The organism is Candidatus Saccharimonadales bacterium, from assembly GCA_035697325.1.
Classification (GTDB): Bacteria; Patescibacteriota; Saccharimonadia; order Saccharimonadales; family Saccharimonadaceae; genus JALRBM01.
In genome coordinates, this window is sequence record DASSDB010000002.1 from 283,693 (window position 1) to 305,108 (window position 21,416).

General features: G+C 48.4%; 26 protein-coding genes. 15 read left to right on the plus strand and 11 right to left on the minus strand.

What is annotated here, in order from left to right:
• The first annotated feature begins 55 nt into the window (after positions 1–55).
• The 7 genes from VFH06_01955 to ruvC all read left to right on the plus strand — a co-directional run bounded on the left by VFH06_01955 (position 56) and on the right by ruvC (position 5,974).
• Positions 56–364, plus strand: coding sequence for a hypothetical protein (locus VFH06_01955; GenBank protein ID HET6746849.1), 309 nt, complete (start codon positions 56–58; stop codon positions 362–364).
• 154 nt (positions 365–518) lie between these two features.
• Positions 519–1,208, plus strand: coding sequence for a hypothetical protein (locus tag VFH06_01960; protein ID HET6746850.1), 690 nt, complete (start codon positions 519–521; stop codon positions 1,206–1,208).
• 84 nt (positions 1,209–1,292) lie between these two features.
• Positions 1,293–1,577 carry a zf-TFIIB domain-containing protein gene (locus VFH06_01965; protein HET6746851.1) on the plus strand — a complete coding sequence of 95 codons (285 nt, stop codon included), beginning with the start codon at positions 1,293–1,295 and terminating at the stop codon, positions 1,575–1,577.
• Positions 1,578–1,721: 144 nt separating this feature from the next.
• Entirely contained in the window at positions 1,722–3,179 is a 1,458-nt protein-coding gene (locus VFH06_01970) for a ComEC/Rec2 family competence protein (protein HET6746852.1), read from the plus strand.
• 60 nt (positions 3,180–3,239) lie between these two features.
• Positions 3,240–3,965: a YebC/PmpR family DNA-binding transcriptional regulator gene (locus VFH06_01975; GenBank protein HET6746853.1), complete on the plus strand. Its 726-nt coding sequence runs from the start codon at positions 3,240–3,242 to the stop codon at positions 3,963–3,965.
• Between the two features lie 15 nt (positions 3,966–3,980).
• Positions 3,981–5,465: a hypothetical protein gene (locus tag VFH06_01980; protein ID HET6746854.1), complete on the plus strand. Its 1,485-nt coding sequence runs from the start codon at positions 3,981–3,983 to the stop codon at positions 5,463–5,465.
• 35 nt (positions 5,466–5,500) lie between these two features.
• Positions 5,501–5,974 (plus strand): crossover junction endodeoxyribonuclease RuvC, encoded by a 474-nt coding sequence (gene ruvC / locus VFH06_01985; GenBank protein HET6746855.1) that lies wholly within the window; start codon positions 5,501–5,503, stop codon positions 5,972–5,974.
• A gap of 98 nt (positions 5,975–6,072) precedes the next feature.
• On the opposite strand, the gene VFH06_01990 is transcribed toward ruvC, so the two are convergent.
• The 4 genes from VFH06_01990 to VFH06_02005 form a co-directional block, all read right to left on the minus strand.
• Positions 6,073–7,074 carry a hypothetical protein gene (locus tag VFH06_01990; protein ID HET6746856.1) on the minus strand — a complete coding sequence of 334 codons (1,002 nt, stop codon included), beginning with the start codon at positions 7,072–7,074 and terminating at the stop codon, positions 6,073–6,075.
• A gap of 108 nt (positions 7,075–7,182) precedes the next feature.
• The gene (locus VFH06_01995) at positions 7,183–7,704 is read right to left on the minus strand and encodes a hypothetical protein (protein ID HET6746857.1); all 522 of its coding nucleotides are present in this window, start codon (positions 7,702–7,704) and stop codon (positions 7,183–7,185) included.
• Positions 7,705–7,715: 11 nt separating this feature from the next.
• A complete protein-coding gene (locus VFH06_02000) occupies positions 7,716–8,027 on the minus strand; it encodes a hypothetical protein (GenBank protein HET6746858.1) in 312 nt (103 codons plus the stop codon).
• Between the two features lie 101 nt (positions 8,028–8,128).
• Positions 8,129–8,788 carry a peptide deformylase gene (locus VFH06_02005; GenBank protein ID HET6746859.1) on the minus strand — a complete coding sequence of 220 codons (660 nt, stop codon included), beginning with the start codon at positions 8,786–8,788 and terminating at the stop codon, positions 8,129–8,131.
• A gap of 207 nt (positions 8,789–8,995) precedes the next feature.
• Between VFH06_02005 and VFH06_02010 the strand changes: the two genes are divergently transcribed.
• Positions 8,996–11,275 (plus strand): PBP1A family penicillin-binding protein, encoded by a 2,280-nt coding sequence (locus VFH06_02010; GenBank protein ID HET6746860.1) that lies wholly within the window; start codon positions 8,996–8,998, stop codon positions 11,273–11,275.
• Between the two features lie 27 nt (positions 11,276–11,302).
• On the plus strand, positions 11,303–11,878 hold the full coding sequence (ruvA, locus tag VFH06_02015) for a Holliday junction branch migration protein RuvA (protein HET6746861.1): 576 nt from the start codon (positions 11,303–11,305) through the stop codon (positions 11,876–11,878).
• On the opposite strand, the gene VFH06_02020 is transcribed toward ruvA, so the two are convergent.
• Positions 11,879–12,835 carry a hypothetical protein gene (locus VFH06_02020; GenBank protein ID HET6746862.1) on the minus strand — a complete coding sequence of 319 codons (957 nt, stop codon included), beginning with the start codon at positions 12,833–12,835 and terminating at the stop codon, positions 11,879–11,881.
• Between the two features lie 102 nt (positions 12,836–12,937).
• Here VFH06_02020 and VFH06_02025 point away from each other — a divergent pair, with 102 nt between their 5' ends.
• The 3 genes from VFH06_02025 to VFH06_02035 all read left to right on the plus strand — a co-directional run bounded on the left by VFH06_02025 (position 12,938) and on the right by VFH06_02035 (position 15,394).
• A complete protein-coding gene (locus tag VFH06_02025) occupies positions 12,938–13,522 on the plus strand; it encodes a hypothetical protein (GenBank protein ID HET6746863.1) in 585 nt (194 codons plus the stop codon).
• Between the two features lie 71 nt (positions 13,523–13,593).
• Positions 13,594–14,619, plus strand: coding sequence for a Holliday junction branch migration DNA helicase RuvB (gene ruvB / locus VFH06_02030; protein HET6746864.1), 1,026 nt, complete (start codon positions 13,594–13,596; stop codon positions 14,617–14,619).
• Between the two features lie 7 nt (positions 14,620–14,626).
• Entirely contained in the window at positions 14,627–15,394 is a 768-nt protein-coding gene (locus VFH06_02035; protein HET6746865.1) for a hypothetical protein, read from the plus strand.
• A 144-nt stretch (positions 15,395–15,538) separates the two neighbouring features.
• On the opposite strand, the gene VFH06_02040 is transcribed toward VFH06_02035, so the two are convergent.
• Positions 15,539–15,931 (minus strand): prepilin-type N-terminal cleavage/methylation domain-containing protein, encoded by a 393-nt coding sequence (locus tag VFH06_02040; GenBank protein HET6746866.1) that lies wholly within the window; start codon positions 15,929–15,931, stop codon positions 15,539–15,541.
• A gap of 68 nt (positions 15,932–15,999) precedes the next feature.
• Here VFH06_02040 and recA point away from each other — a divergent pair, with 68 nt between their 5' ends.
• The 3 genes from recA to VFH06_02055 are packed head-to-tail and all read left to right on the plus strand — an operon-like array spanning position 16,000 to position 18,285.
• Positions 16,000–17,040 carry a recombinase RecA gene (recA, locus tag VFH06_02045; GenBank protein HET6746867.1) on the plus strand — a complete coding sequence of 347 codons (1,041 nt, stop codon included), beginning with the start codon at positions 16,000–16,002 and terminating at the stop codon, positions 17,038–17,040.
• Positions 17,033–17,605: a GNAT family N-acetyltransferase gene (locus VFH06_02050; protein ID HET6746868.1), complete on the plus strand. Its 573-nt coding sequence runs from the start codon at positions 17,033–17,035 to the stop codon at positions 17,603–17,605. The genes recA and VFH06_02050 overlap by 8 nt, the downstream gene beginning before the upstream one ends.
• Before the next feature lie 47 nt (positions 17,606–17,652).
• The gene (locus VFH06_02055) at positions 17,653–18,285 is read left to right on the plus strand and encodes a RecX family transcriptional regulator (GenBank protein HET6746869.1); all 633 of its coding nucleotides are present in this window, start codon (positions 17,653–17,655) and stop codon (positions 18,283–18,285) included.
• Here VFH06_02055 and VFH06_02060 read toward each other — a convergent pair.
• From VFH06_02060 to pilM, 5 genes are read right to left on the minus strand one after another with little or no spacing between them, the layout of a single operon-like run.
• On the minus strand, positions 18,282–18,857 hold the full coding sequence (locus VFH06_02060; GenBank protein ID HET6746870.1) for a hypothetical protein: 576 nt from the start codon (positions 18,855–18,857) through the stop codon (positions 18,282–18,284). The two genes, VFH06_02055 and VFH06_02060, sit on opposite strands and share 4 nt — an antisense overlap.
• A 27-nt stretch (positions 18,858–18,884) precedes the next feature.
• The gene (locus VFH06_02065; GenBank protein ID HET6746871.1) at positions 18,885–19,184 is read right to left on the minus strand and encodes a hypothetical protein; all 300 of its coding nucleotides are present in this window, start codon (positions 19,182–19,184) and stop codon (positions 18,885–18,887) included.
• A 3-nt stretch (positions 19,185–19,187) separates the two neighbouring features.
• A complete protein-coding gene (locus VFH06_02070; GenBank protein HET6746872.1) occupies positions 19,188–19,781 on the minus strand; it encodes a hypothetical protein in 594 nt (197 codons plus the stop codon).
• Entirely contained in the window at positions 19,778–20,338 is a 561-nt protein-coding gene (locus tag VFH06_02075; protein HET6746873.1) for a PilN domain-containing protein, read from the minus strand. The genes VFH06_02070 and VFH06_02075 overlap by 4 nt, the downstream gene beginning before the upstream one ends.
• Positions 20,335–21,390 (minus strand): pilus assembly protein PilM, encoded by a 1,056-nt coding sequence (gene pilM / locus VFH06_02080; GenBank protein ID HET6746874.1) that lies wholly within the window; start codon positions 21,388–21,390, stop codon positions 20,335–20,337. Before pilM ends, VFH06_02075 begins: the two co-directional genes overlap by 4 nt.
• Positions 21,391–21,416: the final 26 nt, after the last annotated feature.

The window sequence follows — 21,416 nt, forward strand, 5'->3', positions numbered from 1 at the left end:
ATCAACAGGAATTGATATAGTAGAAGAGCCAGCAACTTCTGCGAAGGGATGAAACGTGTCGAGTATTACTCGTACGGAAGGCGACCTACGCTTGGAGGTCGTTTTTCCTGCCGGTGTCTACCCAAGAGAGCGGAATGCCGGGCTGGGACGGTGGGGCTATCAGGAATCTGAGGTAATGCCTGGTTCCGCCATCATCATCGACCTGCAACTCCGCACAGTGTTGGAAGAGGCGGATGCATCGTTTGAATACACCATATTTCAAGGTGATACCAAGCTTCTTCACGTGTATACGGAGGAAGGGCGGCGCAACTATGAGGGCGGTGAGATCGTGCAAGACGCCCAACCGAAGATAATTCGGTTCTAAGGTCCTGATGTACAGCTTTGGAACTGTGTAACGCGTGCCTGGCTTTTGTTGGTAACTTAAGCCAGGCACCATTAAAATGCTGCTCTAAATTACCATCTGGTTTGGATGCCGCCTTGAAAAAGCTTTTTGTTTGTTATATAATTTGACGCTGTTTATGGCGTCAAGATTTAAAGAACAATTTCATATTATTGATTCAACTCCCGCGGGCGATGACCTACTTGATAAGAATGAAGCCCTTCAGACTGCGATGGAGACATATATCGGGGCTGAAGATGCCCATCTTGAGCGCGTGTCCGGATCACGGCTTCTAGGCGCAGGAAAGTACTCGTTTACTTTTGCGCTTAATAATGAGCTAGCGATAAAAGTTAGTGGTCCGCGTACGAGTCAAATGGCACATGAGAAAAAGAAATCGTTTTGGCCGGAAGACCTTGGCGAACAATTTGCCGTACTTTCAGCACTTCGAAAACATGGTAGGTTAGCACGCGAAAATATTTCGGTGCCGAAGCAGTTTTTTGTTGCACATTCTCCTCATGACAATTTTATTTTAGCCCAAGAATATATGAAGGGCTGGGAACCAATAGTCGCCAGAACTTTGAGAGAATATGGTGACCGAGTTGATGACCCTGCGGCGCATGAAGAAGTAGGAAAGTGGACAGCAATTTTTCGTCGGAGGCTTCAGGCCGGTGTGGAGGATTTTGAACACGTAGATCGATTAAATGATCTTGGGTTGCAGCACGAAGCAGGTATTCATGCGGGCAATGTTCTTATTCCGGTGGGGGCTGAGTTAGGTGAAGAAACGCCGCTTTGTATTATTGACCAGCCAAAGATTAAAATGAATATATAAATCAGTATTGACCAAATAGCAAGAATCGTTTAACATAGCTCAAGTGCTCAATTGTCTACTCAAAGGAGGAGCACGGTGCACGGAATGGAAGAGCAGCGGTTCTGTTCGGCTTGTCGGAACCCCATGGAGAAGGTCAACAACCGCGGGGTGACGGTCGACCAGTGCCGGCGCTGCGGGGGTGTTTTCCTCGACCACGGTGAGCTGGAGATCATCATTTCCACCCTCGCCAGCCAGTCGGGTTTCCGGCCGCAGCCGGTCGAGGTGCTGCGTGCGCGTCCGGCGTACGGTCACACTGGCCACCACGGTGGTCACCGCCACCACCACACCAGCAGTCCGCGCTTGTTCGACGGGATCTTCTCGAGCAGCTGATACTGGCCGAGTGCTCGTCGCGTGAGTTCTGAGTAACATCAGTGCTTGGCTTGAGGGGTACCCTTCAAGCCAAGCACTGCTTAAAACGATTAAAAAAAGAGTCTTCGTGACTCTTTTTCTTTTGGTTCGTTATATACTGTGGCCATGAATTGGTGGATATTGCGGCGCCGCGTGCACATCTCGTGGCTGATTGCTTCGTTGTGTTTTGGCATTGCACTGGGAGTAGTATTTTCCAAGGAAAGTGCCGTTTTATTTTTTGGCTCCTGGATTTGGCTTTGTGTTGCCCTGAGCTTAATCGCACTGTCATTATGGCGAAGCAAGCTCTATGTTATTCCAATTATTATCATCGCGGGGGGTGTCGTGGGATTGTGGCGAGGCGCGATCGTACAGGTCGCATTACAGCCGTATGCAAATTGCATAGGTAAGCAAGTAATACTGCGAGGAGTCGTTGATGAAGACCCTGAAGTCGATGCCAAACAGGCGATGACGCTCCATGTTGCCGTAACCACGATTAACGGTCATTCACTTCCCGGAAAGATATGGATTACTCTACCAGAAAGTCGCGAAATAAAACGAGGTGACGTACCGACACTTAAGGGTATACTCCAGCCTGGTTTCGGGGCTTTTGTGGGAAGTATGTATCGGGCGGATGTACAGTCTGTCATGCGCTCGCACCCCCCGGACTTTGCGATGACCATACGCCAATGGTTTGGAGAGCAAATTCACAAGGTACTTCCTAGCGACCAAGCAGCTCTGGGTATTGGTTTTTTGACCGGACAAAAGCAAGCGATTCCTCCCGAACTTGACGAGGCAATGCGAACAGTCGGCTTGACACACATCGTGGTAGCAAGCGGATACAATCTCACCATTTTAGTGAGGCTGGCAAGAAGAGTATTTAGCCGCATATCAAAATATCTTGCAGGTTTGTTTGGAGCCGGTATGATCGCCGGATTCATGGCAATTACGGGGCTAAGCCCAAGCATGTCACGTGCTGGGCTGGTCTCCGGGTTAAGTTTAGCTGCTTGGTATTATGGTCGTAAGTTCCATCCGCTTGTATTGTTGCCGCTAACGGCTGCCGTGACACTTCTTATTAACCCTGCTTATGGGTGGGGCGATTTGGGCTGGCAGCTGAGTTTTGCAGCCTTTGCTGGTGTGATGATTGTTGCTCCGCTTTTGCAGGCTTATTTTTTTGGGAAGAAGAAGCCAGGAGTGCTTCGCCAGGTTGTTGGTGAAACGATTGCAGCCGAGATGGTAACACTCCCCATTTTGATTGCTGCATTTGGTCAGTTTTCGAACGTGGCACTTCTTGCCAATGTTTTGGTAGTTCCGCTCGTACCGGTGGCTATGGCACTCACGTTTTTGGCAGGAATAACAGTACCGATTTTTGGGTGGCTTGCGGCTGTGGTAGGGTGGACCGCCCATGCCGTATTGACGTATATGATTGCTGTCGTTGATTTTTTGGCAGTGCTGCCTTTTGCGACGACAGAATTAACATTGCCATGGTGGAGTGTGGCGCTGGCATACGGTGCTTTAATTTTAGGATGTTTTTGGATGTGGCGTGTCACGAGGTACGATTTACGAACGGCAAACCTGGTGGAATAACAGATAGGGAAATGGTATAATAATAGTAACGAACAGAATTATGTAACCTGGAGAATATCTATGTCAGGACACAGTAAGTGGTCAACGATCAAACGTGAAAAAGGGGCAAAAGATGCGAAACGCGGTGCTATTTTTACTAAAATTGGTAATCAGATTGCCATTGCGGCGCGCGGTGGCACCGATCCATCAATGAACTCAGCGCTTGCGCTTGCAATCGAAAAAGCAAAACAGGCCAACATGCCAAATGCCAACATTCAACGTGCAATTGATCGTGTAGACGACAAAAATGCTGCCGTGCTTGAAGAGGCTACCTATGAGGGATATGGACCAGGTGGTATCGGCTTAATCGTTGAAGTGGCAACGGATAATAAAAACCGCACATACCCTGAAGTAAGGACTGCTTTTACAAAAAATGGTGGGTCGATGGCCGAGCCGGGAAGCGTAGCGTTTCAGTTTACACGTAAAGGTGTCATTCGGGTGGGAGCGACCGGTGAAGATGCGCTTCTGACCGTCCTTGACGCAGGAGCGGAGGACGCAGTTGAGGAAGGTGATGGAATTACGGTGTATAGTGATCAAAAAGATCTGGCAAAAGTTAGAACCGCGTTAATTGAGGCGGGGCTTGAAGTAAGGGAAGCCGAACTTCAGTATGTGCCGAATGCTCCTGTTGAGATAAGCGATCCTGAGGTTGCTCGGAAGGCTTTCAAGCTGCTTGATGCGCTCGATGACCTTGACGATGTGGTGAATGTCCACACGAACGCTGACATTACTGTTGAACCTGCGCAGTAACATTTACTTAATAATTTGTTAATATCTGTTGCGTATATTGCTAAGCGTATGCGTTATTTGAAGTTAGCGTGGCTTGTCGCGAGTATTACGATTTGTCTTTTGATCGCTCCCAACGTTCATGCAATAATGGTCGGTGAGCCCGTGGTAGATACGCGGACTGATTCACCGGTTATTGTAACAGGGTATGGTATTGATGGTGCACAGGTATCGTACGTGCAATTATTTAATAGCTCGAACGATGTTGTTGATGTAACAAACTGGACCCTCCAGGCGGTGCATTCAACAGGAGCCATGGTGACACTTGCGAGCCTTCATGGGCTCGTGAAACCTGGTGGATACCTTGTGATCGCGGACACAGGCGTCATTTCTACGCCAGATATTGGGTACTCGCGACCGAATCTAAGTGATGCTGCTACGGTTACTTCTTTGCAACTTACAGCTCCAGCGCGCTATCTTGCGCACCAACTAGCAACAAAAGCGGATGTGAGCCATCCATATTGGCGCCGAAATATATCCTCGTCGACGGGCAATTATCTTTCGACATTCAGCTCGTTTACTCCCGATGCCCAGTTCGTACTATATGGAAATGGATTTTACGAGTACTCTGAGACTATGTCTTTGCAAGTAGCGGAAATTATGGCAAATCCACGGAATTGCTCGCCGCTGGATACAGCCGGGGACTGCACAGACTACATAAAGTTCCATAATCCGTCGATGCAAACCGTTGACCTTTCACAAACGCGACTGAGGATCGGTTATTTGGGTCAAACTCCCTCTTCAAGCAATACTTTTCAGCTCCAGGGAACTGTGGGTCCAGGCCAGTATATCGTAATTTCAAGTAGCGCGGATAACCGGCCAATAACTCTTACAAACAGTGGCGGGTTTGTTTGGCTGGAAGATATGTATGGCATCAAAAGGTATGATACTACCGTACTTGAGTACCCCGACGCCAGCGCAGATACGAAGAAAGGGCAGGCGTGGGCGTACGACTTAAGTGATGGCCTCTGGAAATGGACAACGCAGCCGACACCTCGCGATGCGCCGAGCGTGTTTCCGCCCCCTGCCCCTCCAAAAAAGGCAATTCAAACGGCTTCCCTGGCACCTTGCAAAGAAGGACAGTATCGCAGTGAAGAAACGAATCGCTGTCGTTCTGCGGGAAGCGTGACGGCATTGGCTCCCTGTGATGACGATGAAGAGCGTAATCCCGCTACCAACCGTTGTCGAAAAATAGCCACAGCCGCAAGCCAAGGACTGACACCATGCAAGGAGGGGCAGGAGAGAAATCCGGCTACAAACAGATGCCGTAACATTGCAAATAGTGTGCCAGGTGACGCTGCCTTCGCTATCGAGACAGCTCAGGATGCGGGAAAGGCGTTTATAGGATGGTGGGCGCTTGGCGGGGTAGGAGCGGTTGCACTCGGGTATGGAGTATGGGAGTGGCGTGAAGAAGCCCGCATGGCTATTCGAAAAGTCTCGTCGTTTTTTACCTCTCTTAAATAACGTATACTAGAAGATATGTTCAAGGCCTTTTTAATATGCGAATTATAGGAATCGACCCAGGCACGGGGATTTTAGGGTTTGGTGTGATAGACGCGGCGAAAGGGAAGACGGTACTTGTTGAAGCTGGAGTTATAACTACCCCACCGCACACTCCCCTGCCCGACCGTCTTGAAGAAATTTACACGAGCCTGACAGAAATTATTGCGACGACCAAGCCTGAAATCATGGCGATTGAAAAGCTGTTTTTTGCTCAAAATGTTACTACAGCTATGAGCGTTTCACACGCTCGCGGTGTTGCGATGCTGACGGGCAAACAGGCCAAACTGCCAATAGAGGAGTACACACCGCTTCAAATCAAGCAAACGATTACTGGCTATGGCAAGGCGAGTAAAAAACAGGTGCAAGAGATGGTGCGGATTCAGTTGGGATTAAAAGATGTCCCGAAGCCGGATGACTGTGCGGATGCGCTCGCTGCTGCTATTATGTGCGCATTTATGACCAGGGTGTAAAAAAGAAAGCCTCTTGCTTATATCTCTTTGATATAAATCAGGGGCTCACTTGCGAGCGGGAAGCGTACGTTGTGTACGCCTCCCGCTCGCGGGTGTTGCTAGACGAGACCGAGGTGCCGGGCGATCTGCTCCCACGTCATGTTGGTGACGTTGACGGAGTTGCTGTAGCTGCTGTCGTCCACATCCTTGCCCGGGGGCATGATGATGTCGACGACGTTGCTGTAGCTGGTCACCCGGCAGCTGTCAAGCACCACAGTGTTGCGCACGATGGTGTTGTAGCTGTGGATGTTGAGCTGCGAGCAGATCTTGCCCTTCACCTCACGGTTGTAGCTCGTGATGGTGATGTCGGACCTGTACAGTGCGGCGTGCTCGCGGACGAGCGCCTCGTAGTCGACCGCGGACGATCGACCGGCGGAACCGCCGCTCATGGTGACGCCACCGCCGCCGAACTGGCCCAGCATCTGCGTGGCCTGCTCTTCGGACATGCGGCAGACGACACCCTGAGCGACCAGGTCACCCTTGGTGACGGCCCGCTTGTGGTCGTCGATGATCCGGCGGACGCGCGCGGGCAGCCTGTCGTTGAACAGCTGCTCGAAGAACTCCTCCTGGGCGAACTTGTCCAGGTCTCGGGGCATGGCCTCGTGACCGGTGATCAGTGCCCAGTTGAGCGCCTTCAGGATCCCCTCGTCCAGTTCGCTGAGAACCAGGCCGAGGCCGTACTTGTCGGGGTCGCCGACGTAGACGAACTCCAGCGCGACGGGGTCGATCATCACCATGCGGGTGAGATTGAACGCCTCGTCGATGGTGATGGGGTACTGCCCGGCGACCTTGCGGATCGTGCGGCCGAACTTGGAGGCGAGGTTGGTGATGTACTTCACCGTCTCGTCCACGTTCACGCTGCCGTCGGCGTTCGGAACGATGATCTCGTTCGTGCCCTCGGTCTTGTACTGGGCCGCCCTCACGTCTTCGTGGGCCTTGAGGAAGTTGAGCACCTTGGAGGTGTCACCCTTTCCCTCGATCGCCAGCTGGAGCAGTTCCTTGACCGACATCTCGCTGAGCGGGGTCGGCGCCTTCAGGACGAACTCCTGGGGCTCGCTCACTTTAGTCTCCTCGTTGTCGATGATCGTGCTTTTGTTGGAAAACGACTGTCTTCGGTAAAGCAATGCAACTAAATTATTATACTATAATTTAAACATAAAGTCAATATATTATGCTGCGAGGTAATCAACTGCAAACGCTAAGTCTTTAGCACCACGACGAGTGGCGAGGCTACGGTGTGAGGCTTCTTCGATCATGATAAGATCAAGCGCTGATGCGCCAGCTTTTTCTCTGGCGGCAAGGAGCTCATCTGGTTTCATCATCCTATCCTTGCCACCGATTAGTAGCGCGGTCTTTTTTCCCTCTTCGCTTCGCGCCTCGGCTTGTTTTGTAAGGAGAGGGATCATGTCTTCGCTGAGGCCGATGCCGAGTTGAGTAAGGGTATGACAGCTGAGGCGTTTAAGAAGACGGTTTGCGACGTAAGCATTCCAGCGATCGTGAAAGATACTTTGGTCACTTTGAAAAAGGGTGGCGGCTGCGCGGCCAAGCAAGTTCTTTGCACGATTTCGCGGACTATTTCCGATCTGCTCTACATTCAAGCCGAGAGGGCGGAGCAATACGAGTCCGTTTATATCTTCCGGGCGATCAGCTTCGGCATAGATGGCACCGATAGCAGCTTGCGATTCTGCCACAATGTCAGGTATTAGGTAGGTGTCGTCGTGCATTTCTCGCCAGGCCTCAATAATCGCAGGTGGATAGGCTGGGCAAGAGCACGAATAGAGGGCCCTTCGGCGGGTACCTCCCAGTAGGGAAGCGCGCTTGCCACGTCAACTCCTTCTGTTAGTGTGGCTATCCTATGAGGAATGCGCCCGTCCTGGCCAATACCCGGAAGGACGAGCACACCAGGTTGGTTCGGTTCACGTATAACAAGCGGTACACGAATCTCGTGAGGGATATCGAAGCCATCTTTGCGGATAATGACGTCGGTGGAGGTGAAGGGGAGTTTTTCTGTCATGTGCGACTTTTATTTATAAGGTTAGATTGAATGGAGGTCAATTAAGATGATGTGGATAATTTTTTAGTTGGGGAGCTGTTGAAGCCTCCCCCATTGCCCTCCTACTGGATGTAGCGGGCGTAGCTACGGAGATCGAAATCACCGCTTGTCATTGCCAGCCACTGCTCAACGGGGAACAGTGGCCACTCCGAACGGTCGCCTGCCTCTGCGAGGGCGCGTCGATGCTCCCTCTCGGGCGCGTAAAAGAACCGCCGCCCCTGCTGTAAGGCGAGTTGAGCGCAGGTCATTCCGTCCAGATGGTCGGACTCGTGCTGCATGATCCATCCGTCCGTGCCGTCCATCCGAAAAGCCGCCTGTCCGGGCAGCGTGACCATAATCGCCTTCCAGCGTTTCACAGCCACAGCAATACCGGGGATCGAAAAACACGACTCTATCCGTTCGATGGTTCCCTCGCTCTTGATGGGCTCCACAACCGGATCAAAGAACGTGCGGATCGTCTTCTGTAAGTTCTCGCTCTTCAGATCGGGCATGCCGACGTTCATGGCAAGAATTCGCAGACTCCCCAGTGCTGCCTGCTGGAGTTGAGGGTATGCCATCCCGGCAGCCTTCAGGGCACCGTCCGGGTCGACGTACGACTCGAGCAGTTTGATCCCCCGGCGAACATTCTGGTTGTTGTAAGCCGCCTCTTCCGAGATTGCTTTGGCTTTCTTGCGGAGCTGGGGTGCGGACGGCTCGGCGAGACCCGCGCGACGTTTTTGCAAGTACTCTCGTACGAGTCCCGCTGTCGGTCGTTGCCATCCTGACGGGAGCGACGGACCGATTTGTTCGATTTTCGGTATCACGGTAGGAAACCCTTCTCTGTAGAGAGTTGACCTTCGCTACTATATGATATCTTTTGGATTCTGTCTAATCAGACTGCTCAATAATTTTAAGGTACTTATAAGTTGTTTTGGTATAATGTATACACGATGATTCGCCAGGGTAAATATACCAAAAAGGTGACTACCGTTCGTCAGGCGCGCCGCTCGGGTAAAAGAGGATGGCGATGGTTTCGAAAACTATCCAAACCCAAAAAGGTGCTCGTTATTGCCGGGCCAATATTGGCGTTCCTTATCCTAACTCCGCTGCTTACATACCTTTACTACGCAAACGACATTTCCGATCAAGAACGTTTGATGAACCGAAACAACACCGGAGTCGTACTGACCGATAAAAATGGTGAGACATTCTACACCGTGGGTAAGGCAGCACACCGACAGATGGTTCCGCTGACGGATATTTCAGATAACCTGAAGCATGCGGTAATTGCTTCGGAAGACAAGGACTTTTACCAGCATGAGGGCTTTTCTATTACGGGTATTGCGCGTGCTTTCTTTGGCAACATTACGGCCGGTAGTGTGACGGGTGGTGGTTCTACTCTGACACAGCAATTGGCAAAAAACACGTTATTAAGCGAAAATCAGACGTTTCTGCGGAAATATCAGGAGTTATTTATCGCTATTGCGATCGAGCAGCAATACACTAAAGACCAGATTCTCGATATGTACCTTAACTCCGTATTCTTTGGCGAAAATGCATTCGGTATCGAAGATGCGGCCAAAGTGTACTTTGGAAAGGCGCCAAAAGATCTTAATCTGGCTGAAAGCGCTATGCTGATAGGAGTACTGCCAGCGCCAAGTGCATACTCGCCTATTAGTGGTAACCCCGAATACGCCAAAGAGCGTCAAACGACAGTGCTCAGCCGCATGGTGACAAACGGTTATATCACAGAAGCCGAGAAGCAGGCAGCGCTTGCCGAGCAGCTTGCTTATGCACCGCAAACAAATACGAATAACAGCGAAGCACCGCACTTCGCTGAAATGGTAATGCAACAGCTGTATGACAAATATGGCGAAGAAGTGGTAACACGTTCTGGATATCAGGTGAAGACGTCGCTCGATCTTAACTTGCAGCGTCAGCTAAAAACCGACATAGCGAATCAAATGCCATACATTCAGCGAAATGGAGGTTCAAATGCTGGTGCGGTGGCGATAGATCCTACCAATGGCGAAGTACGCGCGCTTGTTGGTAGTGCCGATTGGTCAAACCCGGACTGGGGCAAAGTTAATATGGCGACGACAGCCAGGCAACCAGGCTCAAGTTTTAAGTCGATTTATTACTCCGGTGCGCTTGCCGACGGTGTCATTACTCCGGCTACGGTATTGCACGATAAGCTGACGGATTTCGGTGGTGGCTATAAGCCGCTAAATGCCGATAAGAAGTTCCGCGGAGATGTAACGGTACGCAGCGCCATTAGCCAATCGCTTAACATTCCAAGTGTTGAGGTGTTACAAAAATATGGTGTTTCGAATGCGGTGAAAATGGCAAAACAATTAGGCATTACGACACTCGATGAGAATAAAAACTACGGTCTTTCGCTCGCGCTTGGTTCGGCTGAAGTCCCACTGCTTCAGATGACAAATGCGTACGCCGCTTTTGCCAACCAAGGCCAGCAATATAATACGACGATTATTAATTCTATTAAGAACAAATTTGACGCAACGATATTCAAAGCGGATGAGAAGCCACGCACGGCAATCAGCGCAAGTGGTGCCTTTCTGATCTCAAGTATCCTTTCGGATAACAATGCTCGCGCACCAATCTTTGGGTCTTCTCTTACGATTCCTGGCCGGACCGCAGCAGTAAAAACGGGTACCACCGACGATTCACGTGATGCTTGGACAATAGGCTATACTCCGCAAATGGTAGTTGGTGTTTGGGTGGGTAACAACAATAATGCCGTCATGAAGAACGGTGGCTCCGGGATGGCAGGACCCATCTGGATAAACGCTATGAAGCAGGCATTAAAAGGTGTACCGAACACGCAATTTACCGTACCATCCGGAGTCATTCAGAAGCCGGTGTGTTATGGAAGTTACGGCCTGGCAAGCACGAGCGGCACAAATACATATAATGAGTACTTCCTTTCAAGTGCACTACCAACCACGACATGTAATTCTCAGCAAAAACAGGAAGAGCCGGTGAAAAAAGAAGAAGAACCGACCACAGAGACAGATAATTCAAGTACGGGCGGAACAGGAAGCGGTACTTCAAATGGCAACGGAGGTTCCACTGGTACAGGAAACGGCAGCGGCACCGGCAATGGAAGCGGTGGAACCGGGACAGGAAATGGCTCAGGGACAGGGAGCGGTAGCGGCTCCGGCACTGGCAATGGGGGTGTCGTTACTCCACCGGTCATCAATCCATAAGCCAGTAAGTATGTCATAATAGCAACTATGATTGCACATATTTCTGGTATTGTTTCTGAAAAATTTAACTCATCTGTTATCGTGGATGTTCATGGAGTGGGGTATGAAGTGGCGGTTGCCGCAGGTGATTTTGAACACGCACTTTTAAACGAGTCGGTGAAGTTTTACACGTATCATCACATTCGCGAGCAATCACAGGAACTCTTTGGTTTCAGTAGTTTGGCGGCCAAAAAGCTATTTGAGATGCTCATTACCGTACAAGGTGTCGGGCCAAAGGCAGCACTTTCTATCTTAAGCCTAGGCGATAGCGAAGTGGTGCGTAACGCACTTGCCAACGGAGACGTTGCCTATATTACAAAGGCATCCGGTGTCGGTAAACGTATCGCCGAGCGAGTTGTTGTTGATCTTCAAGATAAAGTTGGCTTGCCCCTAAGGATGAATCCTGGCCAAACCGGCATTTCCCAGCCCATTACGCATGCCGACGAGGCCTTAGAGGCGCTTATGGCGCTTGGTTACAACCTCGCCGATGCAACACGAGCGCTTGAGGGTATCTCTACCGACCTTTCAACGGCCGATAGGGTGACGCAGGCGCTAAAAGGATAGCTATTCCGTTATCTGTAAACTTGGTGAGAAGTTTGTTCGTGCGTGAGGCAGAATATCCTCAAAAGGAAGATAGAAATCATTCTTTCTAGATTTGCTCATCTTGTCACCGTCTGGAGCTAATAATAGAGGTGCAAAGGCCATTTTTACTGTAGGCATTGGTTTGTTGTATATATACTCGAAAAGAGCTTTGCGCACCTCGAAATCGCCCTGAAGGTAGTGATCGGCGCCACTTATGGTGATCTCAAAATCAAGAATTGCCAATCGTGGCGGAAAGAGTTGTTTGTGATAGAGCCAAAAGTCACAGTCGTCGTATGATCGTACTTCATGCTTACCACAATTTTCACAATTTGTCTCAAGTGATCCGTCAGTTAGCAATTGAGTGTTCGTGTTTGCGTCAAGGCATCGTGAGCATAGCGCATTAGCAAAATGCATCGTTTCTCCGAGTGTGGGTTTTCCCGTAGTCTTTAGTAAAAGCTCTTTATGCTCTTTGAAGTGCTCAATAGTATGGAGCAAGACATGTTTCATCAGCGGATGTGGTTTCAAAGATGAATTACGAACAAACGTAATGATAACGTGAGGAAAATCTTTTTTAATTTTACTTACCTCAGTTTCGATATGTGGCTGCCACTTATCTACCATGTTGTTACCGTCTGAATCTACGGCGTGGGCAATAGTTGTATGGAGCGGTTTTGCGTCGAATATATATTTATGGATATCGGGCCCAATAAGTTGATCTTGCTCCCAGTCGTTGATGGAAACAATAAACTCAAAACGGGGTTCAATTCCATGTTTTTTTACGTTTTCGCAGAGAAGATAGGGATACGCCACAATACTTAGCACATTTCCTGCATGAAGAGCGTATGGCCGGATGGCTGTATAAATCTTCTCATCGCCTCGAACCTCTTGGGCGAGTTGTTGAATTCCCTCTAAATACAAATATGCTTTCTCTTTACTCACGGCTTACATTCCTTCTGTATTTTTTGCAAATACCTAACACGAGCTTAACAAATTTAAGCTCGATTTGACATAATATGCCATTCTATCATTTAATGTATATATATGATAGTCCATCTTATTACCTCCAAAAAGAATCTGGATCAAACAATCCCTTATCTTCGCCGTATTACCGCGGCTATTCATGATAAGGAGAGTACGCTTGCTCGTGATTGGATCGAGCCAGCCTATGTGCGTTATTCCAAAGAATCGCAAGGCGTAAAGAGGCCCCCTGTAGATTGGAAAGCTGTCCAGAAAGACAACCTTGAGGCAATCGCGAAAGCAGATGTAGTAATTGCAGAAGCAACAGAGACAGGATTTGGTATTGGATACCAGGTTGCCTACGCGGTACAGCTCAAGAAGCCAGTTCTTATCCTTAGAAACGAAAAGGCAAATACAGACAGCTTTGCGAGTGGAGTTGATAATATCAATGTTCGTTACAAAGAGTACGATGATAAGACTCTTGAAAAACATGTCAATGACTTTCTCGATGAGAATGACATTTCAACCAAAGATATGCGCTTCAACTTCTTTATTGATCGGCCTATCTATAATTATCTTCGCTGGTCTTCTTTAAAGACAGGTAAGACGAAAGCTGAAGTACTTCGAGAACTTGTACAAAGAGAAATCGACAATACCACACAACATTAAGTTGTGGAATTGTCATATCCATGAGCGCGATACCCCCAATTCGTCCTTAAGTGGTATACTAGGGTAGTTATATGGCAGTCGAGCGAATTGTTGATACTAGTGTGCATGAAGACGCGGAGGAAGAGCAGATCGAGGTGAGTCTGCGGCCGCGTTTTTTTGCGGAGTATGTGGGACAAGAGCGGCTCAAGAAGAATTTGAAGCTGGCGATTGAAGCGGCTAAAAAGCGTGGTGAGCCAATTGACCACGTGCTCCTTTATGGACCTCCGGGGCTCGGCAAGACCACTATGGCTTCAGTGATTGCTAACGAGATGGGGACGAATATTCGTGTGACCGCAGGGCCGGCTATTGAACGAGCAGGCGACTTGGCAAGTATTTTAACCAATTTGGCTGATGGTGACGTATTGTTTATCGACGAGATTCACCGGCTTTCTCGCGCGGTTGAAGAAGTGCTGTATAGCGCGATGGAAGATTTTAAACTCGACATCGTCATTGGAAAAGGGCCGGCGGCAAGAAGTGTGCGGCTTGATTTGCCAAAGTTTACGGTGATTGGCGCTACCACACGCACAGGTGCACTGGCGGCGCCACTACGCGATAGGTTTGGGCATATGCATCGGCTGGAGTTTTACACGCCTGATGAAATCGCTGCGGTGATTACCAGGGCGGCCGGGATTTTGGAAAGCAAAATCGATAAACCGGCAGCGCACCTCCTTTCGACACGGGCTCGGTTAACTCCTCGTATAGCCAATCGGCTATTAAAACGTGTGCGCGATTATGCTGATGTGAACGGCGATGGCATTATTGATGCTACGATCACTACACAGGCGCTTGCTATGTTAGAGGTGGATGAGCTTGGTCTTGATCCGGCCGATCGGCGAATGCTCGAGAGTATCATTGAGAATTACGGTGCTAATCCGGTAGGCTTAAATACAATTGCGGCACTGACGGGTGATGAGCCAACGACGATTGAGGATTTTTATGAGCCATATCTCTTACAGATCGGATTTATTGAACGGACGCCGCGTGGCCGCCGCGTGACACCTAAGGCATACCGGCATTTAGGTAAAGAAGCGGGTGAACTGCTCGATAAATTGGTATAATAACAGTATGAATCCGAACTCTAGCCAAGACCAGGCAAACAATCAGGAACCTATTGCATACGATAAGGATGGTCGACCTATTGCCGTATCACCTGCCGCATCCATTGAGCCGACAGATCAATCGCAGCCTGTGCCGCAAGTCGTGTACGTAAGTCGTGCGGTTGAGCCAGTTACTCCGCAGATCCCGCCAGAAATAAAAGCCAAGCATGAAGAATCAGTTAAGCGATATCCCTCACTAAATCTAAGTGGGTCAGAGTATGTGATTAGTGCCGTACGCCGCCACCCTATCGGGTTGATTCTACCACTTGGTGTGACGATTTTTCTTGTGGCCTTTGTTGCATCGCTCATGATTAACTACACCATTATTGTGAATGCAATCGGTATAATTGATCCACCACCTCTAAGTTCAGCGTTATTTATTGGCATGCTTCTTATTATCCTTTTTCTTATTGGGGGATATATTTCGTACTGGGTATATACGAGCAACAGATTCTTTTTAACGAACGAAAGTGTTATTCAAGAGATCCAGACGAGCTTATTTACACGGCATGAGCAAACGGTGAGTCTGACCAATATCGAGGATGCGAGCTTTTTGCAACAAGGCTTTCTTCAGTCGTTGCTTGATTATGGTTCGATTCGATTGAGCACGGAAGGTGACGAAACGACGTATCGGTTTAACTACGTTGCTCATCCAAAACGTGAGATTGCTATTTTGAATAATGCGGTTGAATCCTTTAAAAATGGTCGGCCAGTCGTGGACGACAGCGACAATTAGATAAAGGCTGAATACAGTCTGATACTCATGAGTCAAACGGCTTCACGCCAGGTCTGATAAGGGTCCCGACGCCTTTTCAGACGTGGGTTGCAGATGTTTTCTTCGCGAGAGTATCAGACAACCGCGTACTGAGAGATTTGATAGCTACTTGTTGCGGCTCGTTTTAACGTACTCGGCCTCTTTTTCCATACTGCTGGTGAGCTTATATGATTTGCAAGTGTCGTTATTGCAATTAAGGCCTTCGTAGCGGTAGTTTGCGCCCTCATCACCCATTTTTATGCCACGAGGGTCAGTAAATAACTGTGGATCCATGGCGCGAAGAGTTTTGCTATCGATTTCGGAGGGGTAAAAGCCGTTTTTTTCGTAAAAGACTTCTTCAAGGTTGTAGTACATCGCGTTAATCGCGACTTTACGATCTTCGTCGCGGCGTGCTGCCTCGAGATTACCTTTTTGTAAGAGTAAAAGTAGCGCGGCTGCTCCGACAAAAACGATGGCAACTGCGATTTCGATAACTGTAAATCCCCGCTGGTGTTTCATTGTTCTCTATTATAGCAAATCTTGCCCGCCAGATGTATAATAGAAGTATAGATAAGAGAGGGGATTTTATGGCGAAAAAGGCTGACACATCTGACGCGGCTACAAAACCTGCTGCTAATGAAGGAAAATTAAAGGCATTAGGCCTTGCGATGGATCAGATTACCAAGCAATTTGGTGATGGTTCAATTATGAAACTTGGTGAGGCGCACAAAGTAGATGTGGAACTTATTCCATCCGGTGCTTTAAGCTTAGATATCGCGCTTGGCGGTGGCTATCCAAAGGGTCGTATCATTGAAATTTATGGCCCTGAGAGTTCGGGTAAAACGACACTGACACTTCATGCAATTGCCGAAATTCAAAAGCAGGGCGGTACGGCAGCATTCATTGATGCCGAGCATGCGCTTGATCCAAGCTACGCGAAGCGGCTCGGCGTTGATACCGACAATCTGCTTGTAAGCCAGCCGGACAATGGTGAGCAGGCACTTGAGATTGCTGAAACGCTAGTACGCTCCAATGCGGTTGATCTCATTGTCGTCGACTCTGTTGCGGCGCTTGTGCCACAAGCTGAAATTGATGGTGATATGGGCGACAGCCATATGGGTCTTCAGGCTCGCCTTATGAGCCAGGCGCTTCGTAAGCTGACGGGTATCATCAATAAATCGAAAGCAACGGTTATCTTCATTAACCAAATTCGTATGAAGATCGGCGTTATGTTTGGTAACCCAGAAACGACGACTGGTGGTAATGCGTTGAAATTCTATGCCTCGGTTCGTATTGACATTCGTCGTACTGGTCAGATCAAGGATGGTGAAAATATTATTGGTAACCGTACCAAAGTGAAGATTGTTAAAAACAAGATTGCGCCGCCGTTTCGTATTGCTGAATTCGATATCATGTACAACGAAGGAATTTCTAAGACCGGTGATGTGCTTGATCTTGCCGTTAACCATGGCGTCGTAGGTAAATCTGGCGCATGGTTTGACTACAACGATGGTAAGATTGGTCAAGGCCGCGAAGCTACCAAGAAGTACCTGAAGGAAAACCCTGAGGTATTGGCGGAAATTGACACCAAGGTCCGCGAAAAAGTCTCTACAGAAGAGGATGACTAACACTGAGAACATCGTCTTGAAGCAGCTGAGCCGCGAATACGCAGAAGAAAATGCCGAGCGTTTGGCTGTAATAGCGAGTGAAATTCCCGGCACGAGCTGGACATCCGAAATGGTGATGGCCGAGGAAGTACCGGGCGAATCAAAACAGGTGCCGCTACTGGGTAAGTGGCGACACTCTCTTGTAATGGAGGAATCGGAAGTTCCTATCGCGCTCGCAATTGGGTATGAAGTTCGAAATAAAGACGAAATAAGCCAAGCGCTTCACTTAGGCGCATTAGCTTGTGACAGGGCATATAAAGGAAGGAAATTGGGCGAACACTTGCTGGCGCGTTTTTTAAAAAATGCGATCGAACGAGGCTATGTTGCGCTAAGCGACACGACAATGACCTTTAGTTTACAGACGGGTGCTGATCCTGAGAATGTTTCTGTGCGGCACCTTTATGAGAAGTATGGGTTTGTTGCTGACCATGAAATAGTGAAGCCTGACGGTGTTAAGAACGTTGTTATGATTGCGCGCCAAGATGATGTCGAACGAGCCGTGACGAGCAATAAAGATCTTGTCTAACGCGTTTCCTAAGGTTTTTAGGCAATACACTAGATATAATAGAAAATATGAAGATAACGGCTATATCGGCCCAGGTGAAAGATAAGAACAGGGTAAACATCATGGTTGATGGTGTGTATCGTTTTAGTCTCGATATTTTTCAGGTTGGTGAGCTTGGTATCCGGGTAGGAAAAGAATACACCGATGAGGAGCTTAGCGCGCTTGAAACAGAAAGTATTTTTGGCAAACTGTATTCCAGGACGCTGCAATTTTGTATGATGCGGCTTCATTCGGCAAAAGAAATACAAGATTACCTTTGGAAAAAAACGCGAGATACACGGACGAAAACTGGTGAAGTCCGAAAAGGAGTCTCGGCAGAAGTAACCTCACGGGTATTTGCAAGGCTTACCGAGAAAGGGTATGTCAATGACGAGTTATTTGCGCGGCATTGGGTAGAAAATCGGCATATGTCAAAAGGTGCGAGTGCCAGAAAACTCATCGCGGAATTACGATCAAAAGGTATCGAGCAGTCGATTATTGAAAAAGTGATGCGGGAGACAACGCGCGACGACAGTGATGAGCTTATGAAGATGATAGCTAAAAAACGTCAAAAATATACCGATGAGCAGAAGCTTATCCAGTATCTTGCTCGTCAAGGATTTGCATTTGATGATATTAAAGCAGCACTTGCCGATATCTAATTTTTATCGGTGTGCTCCGCTTGCGGGTTTTTGCGAAAAGGGTTAACATACGTTCGCTGAAGGTTTTCTAAAACAGGTTCTGGGATCTCAGCATGGGACTTAACAATGATTTCTTTGTCATTGATTTCAGTGATTTGAGAGCGGTGGATAAGCAAATGTGTATCACCAAGACTTTTGAGAAGCGGCCGTTTAACATTAAGCTGCTGGATAATGAAATTGCCTGTTTCAATAGTATAACCATCTACTTTACCAAGCTTGTGATGTTTCTCGTCTCGTACGGGCATGCCGCTAAGGAAGAAGTGGAGATTGTAGATCTCGTTTAATTTCAGAATATCTTCCGGAGAAACAAATTCGTCGCTTGAATCAACGATGACACCGATATCACTGAATTCACGGACATCTGCAATTCGAAGTAAAGAAGGTTTGCGGTCTAAAAGGGGGCCCTCGAGCTCGTACGCAATAATGGCAAGGTTGTTCGGGTTAATAACAGGAGCGCCGATTCGTGCGAGTTCTGTGCCGGTCTGAAGCCCCATGACGGGAGCGTTGTTGAGTCGGGAGCCAGAGATTAGCATAACCTTAGTATAGCTGCTTTTGAGATGCTACTCAACAAACGGATTCGTCCTTCCTTTGGAGAGATCGAGCCCACCACCCGCTTGATCTCGGGTTTTTAGTTCCTCGATACGCTTAATAGTAGCTTGATCGAATTCACCACTGGTTTGTCCAGAGGTAGAGTCACTCGTATCGCTTGAGCGAATCACAATTGTATTAAGAACGAAGACGCTTACGGCAAGCCCGCCTAGTACCACTACAACAAACAAGATGACATGGTAGCGGTGCATGAACACGAAGAATGATTTTTTTATTGCTTCTGGTGAAATTGAAAGGTCAATGTTTTTCATAAGCTACCGTACAAATACCTCTATTGTTAATGCGTCACTGGTAATTGCCCCTGATGCATCTTTTGACAAGCCAACTTTAGAGATCTGCATCTTAGTAAGGTTTTGCTCAATAGAATTGATAAATTTCAGGATGGCTATGTAATCAACGGGATTTTTGAGTGTGACCGATACGGAGGTCGAATTAACGCCGCTGGGAATAGCTGCCTGAGGAGCAGCCGGAGTGGTAGCGCCCGCACTCGCCTTGGTCGTTGAAAAATCAAGATTCGTGATCGTTATGCCTGACCGGTTGGCGTAATCGGTAAGATCTTTGATGATCTGATCTTGATATTGATAACTTTTGCTTTCTGCCACGATACTGCTGGCGCGCTCAACAACATCGTGCTTAGCTTTGAGCTCAGTTTGAAGATGCTGAAGATTTTGGACATTATTTTGGCTGTTGTTGGCTTCGGCGAGTGTTTTGCTTGTGTCGACTGCCGTGTTACGAAGTCCATCGACTACCAGTGAAAATCCTACCGCAGACAACACGGCGATACCGAAGAGGGAGCCGACAAGGACCACCCGGAGCGTCGTTGCTGAGAATGGCTTTCCTTTTATCATTTTGCGGCATCCTTTTTAATTGTTACGTCAAGATTAACGGTATAGGGATAGGCGCCCGACTGGGTACCGACATTTGAAGTAATGCTTTGGAAGTGAACATCAGAAAAGAGTGAAGACTTTTGAAAGGCATCCTTCAGGGCGAGGGCATTTTCATAGCTCTTTGCCTGAGCTGAAAGAGTAGTTGGCGTACCAAAAGTAGATGAATCTAGCGAGAGTTTGTCGAGAGTAGTGCCCGGAGGAAGGAGGTTTGCAATAGCTAAAATTACCTTGCTGTACGTCACCTCATTTTCAAGGATTTGCTTAGCGATGGCGAGGTTGCTACGAAAAATATTTGCCTCAGACTCGACCGCCGCATAGCCGCTAGCTTTTGCTTTATTATCACTAATGATTTGCTCGGAGTTCGCTTTTGCTGTTCCAAGGTACACATAGACGACCCCAAGGGCAATACTAAGAAATACTCCCGCGCACAGTAAGGCGATATTATAGCGGATCAAGAGAGTATTGGTGCGTGCTGCGCGCAACTGTCTTTTTTCTTCAGCAGGAAGAAGATTGATCATCGCCAGATCTCCTTCTGGTTGATACTTGCAAGTCCGGCAACGGTGATATAGCGGGGGCGAAATTGCTTGTTAGGCTGAGGAAGTTTGCCAAAATCAAGTTTTTGCCATGGGCTGGCTACACGGGCGGGCATGACGAGTTCGTTCGTGAAATAATCACCGATGCCCGGAACGCTACTTCCTCCGCCGACAATCAGAACTTGTTCGATCTTGTAGTTTTCGTTGAGCCGCTCGGTATAATAACGAAGCACTTTACGGATTTCGCTGGCGATCCGTTGCAAACTAGGTTCAAGTGCGCTGACGATCTTTGCTTGACGAGGACCGGCGCTAAGGCCGTTAAGAACCTTCAGTTGATGGGCATTTTCAAGGGCAACATTAAGTTTTTTGGCTATCTCAAGCGTAAACGTATTGCCTCCGACACCAACACCACCGCTGACACGGATAACACCTCCGTCGAATACTGCAATGTCGGTGCTTGCCGGACCGATATCGACGATGAGGGTAGGCAGATGCCCTTCTTCGGCGGTTTCGATAATCCTTGCTACGGCATTAATGCCTGGCTCGACGACGATAGGGAGTAATCCCGCACTTTTAGCAGCGCTCATGCAACTATCGACGAGTACCTTTGGTACCGCCGACATAATCACTGTAAGCTGATCCTTACCTCGTTCGATAATCTCGTAGTCGACATAAAGGGAGCTCATAGGCACGGGGATATATTGGTCGACTTCAATTTCAACGGCGTCAGCTAGTGTTTTTTCGGCATTGAGCGGTATGGTGAACGTGCGTGAAAAGCTCTTGGCAGTAGGAACGCCTACGATAGCATGATGACTTGGCAGCTCGCCGACTATCTTTCCTCGTAGTAATGAAGCAATGTTCTCGCTTAAGTAGTGATCATTAGATTCAAGAGATTTCTGCACCTTGGCGGGATCGAGGTCTATTGATCCATAGCCAAGAACCAGCCATTTTTTAGGGTCGATTGCCATTACCTTCACCCCTGTTTGACTGATATCAAGACCGATTACTGGCTTGTCTTTATAAAATAATGTCGCCATGCCCACTCTTCTTTAGTCCTAGTATA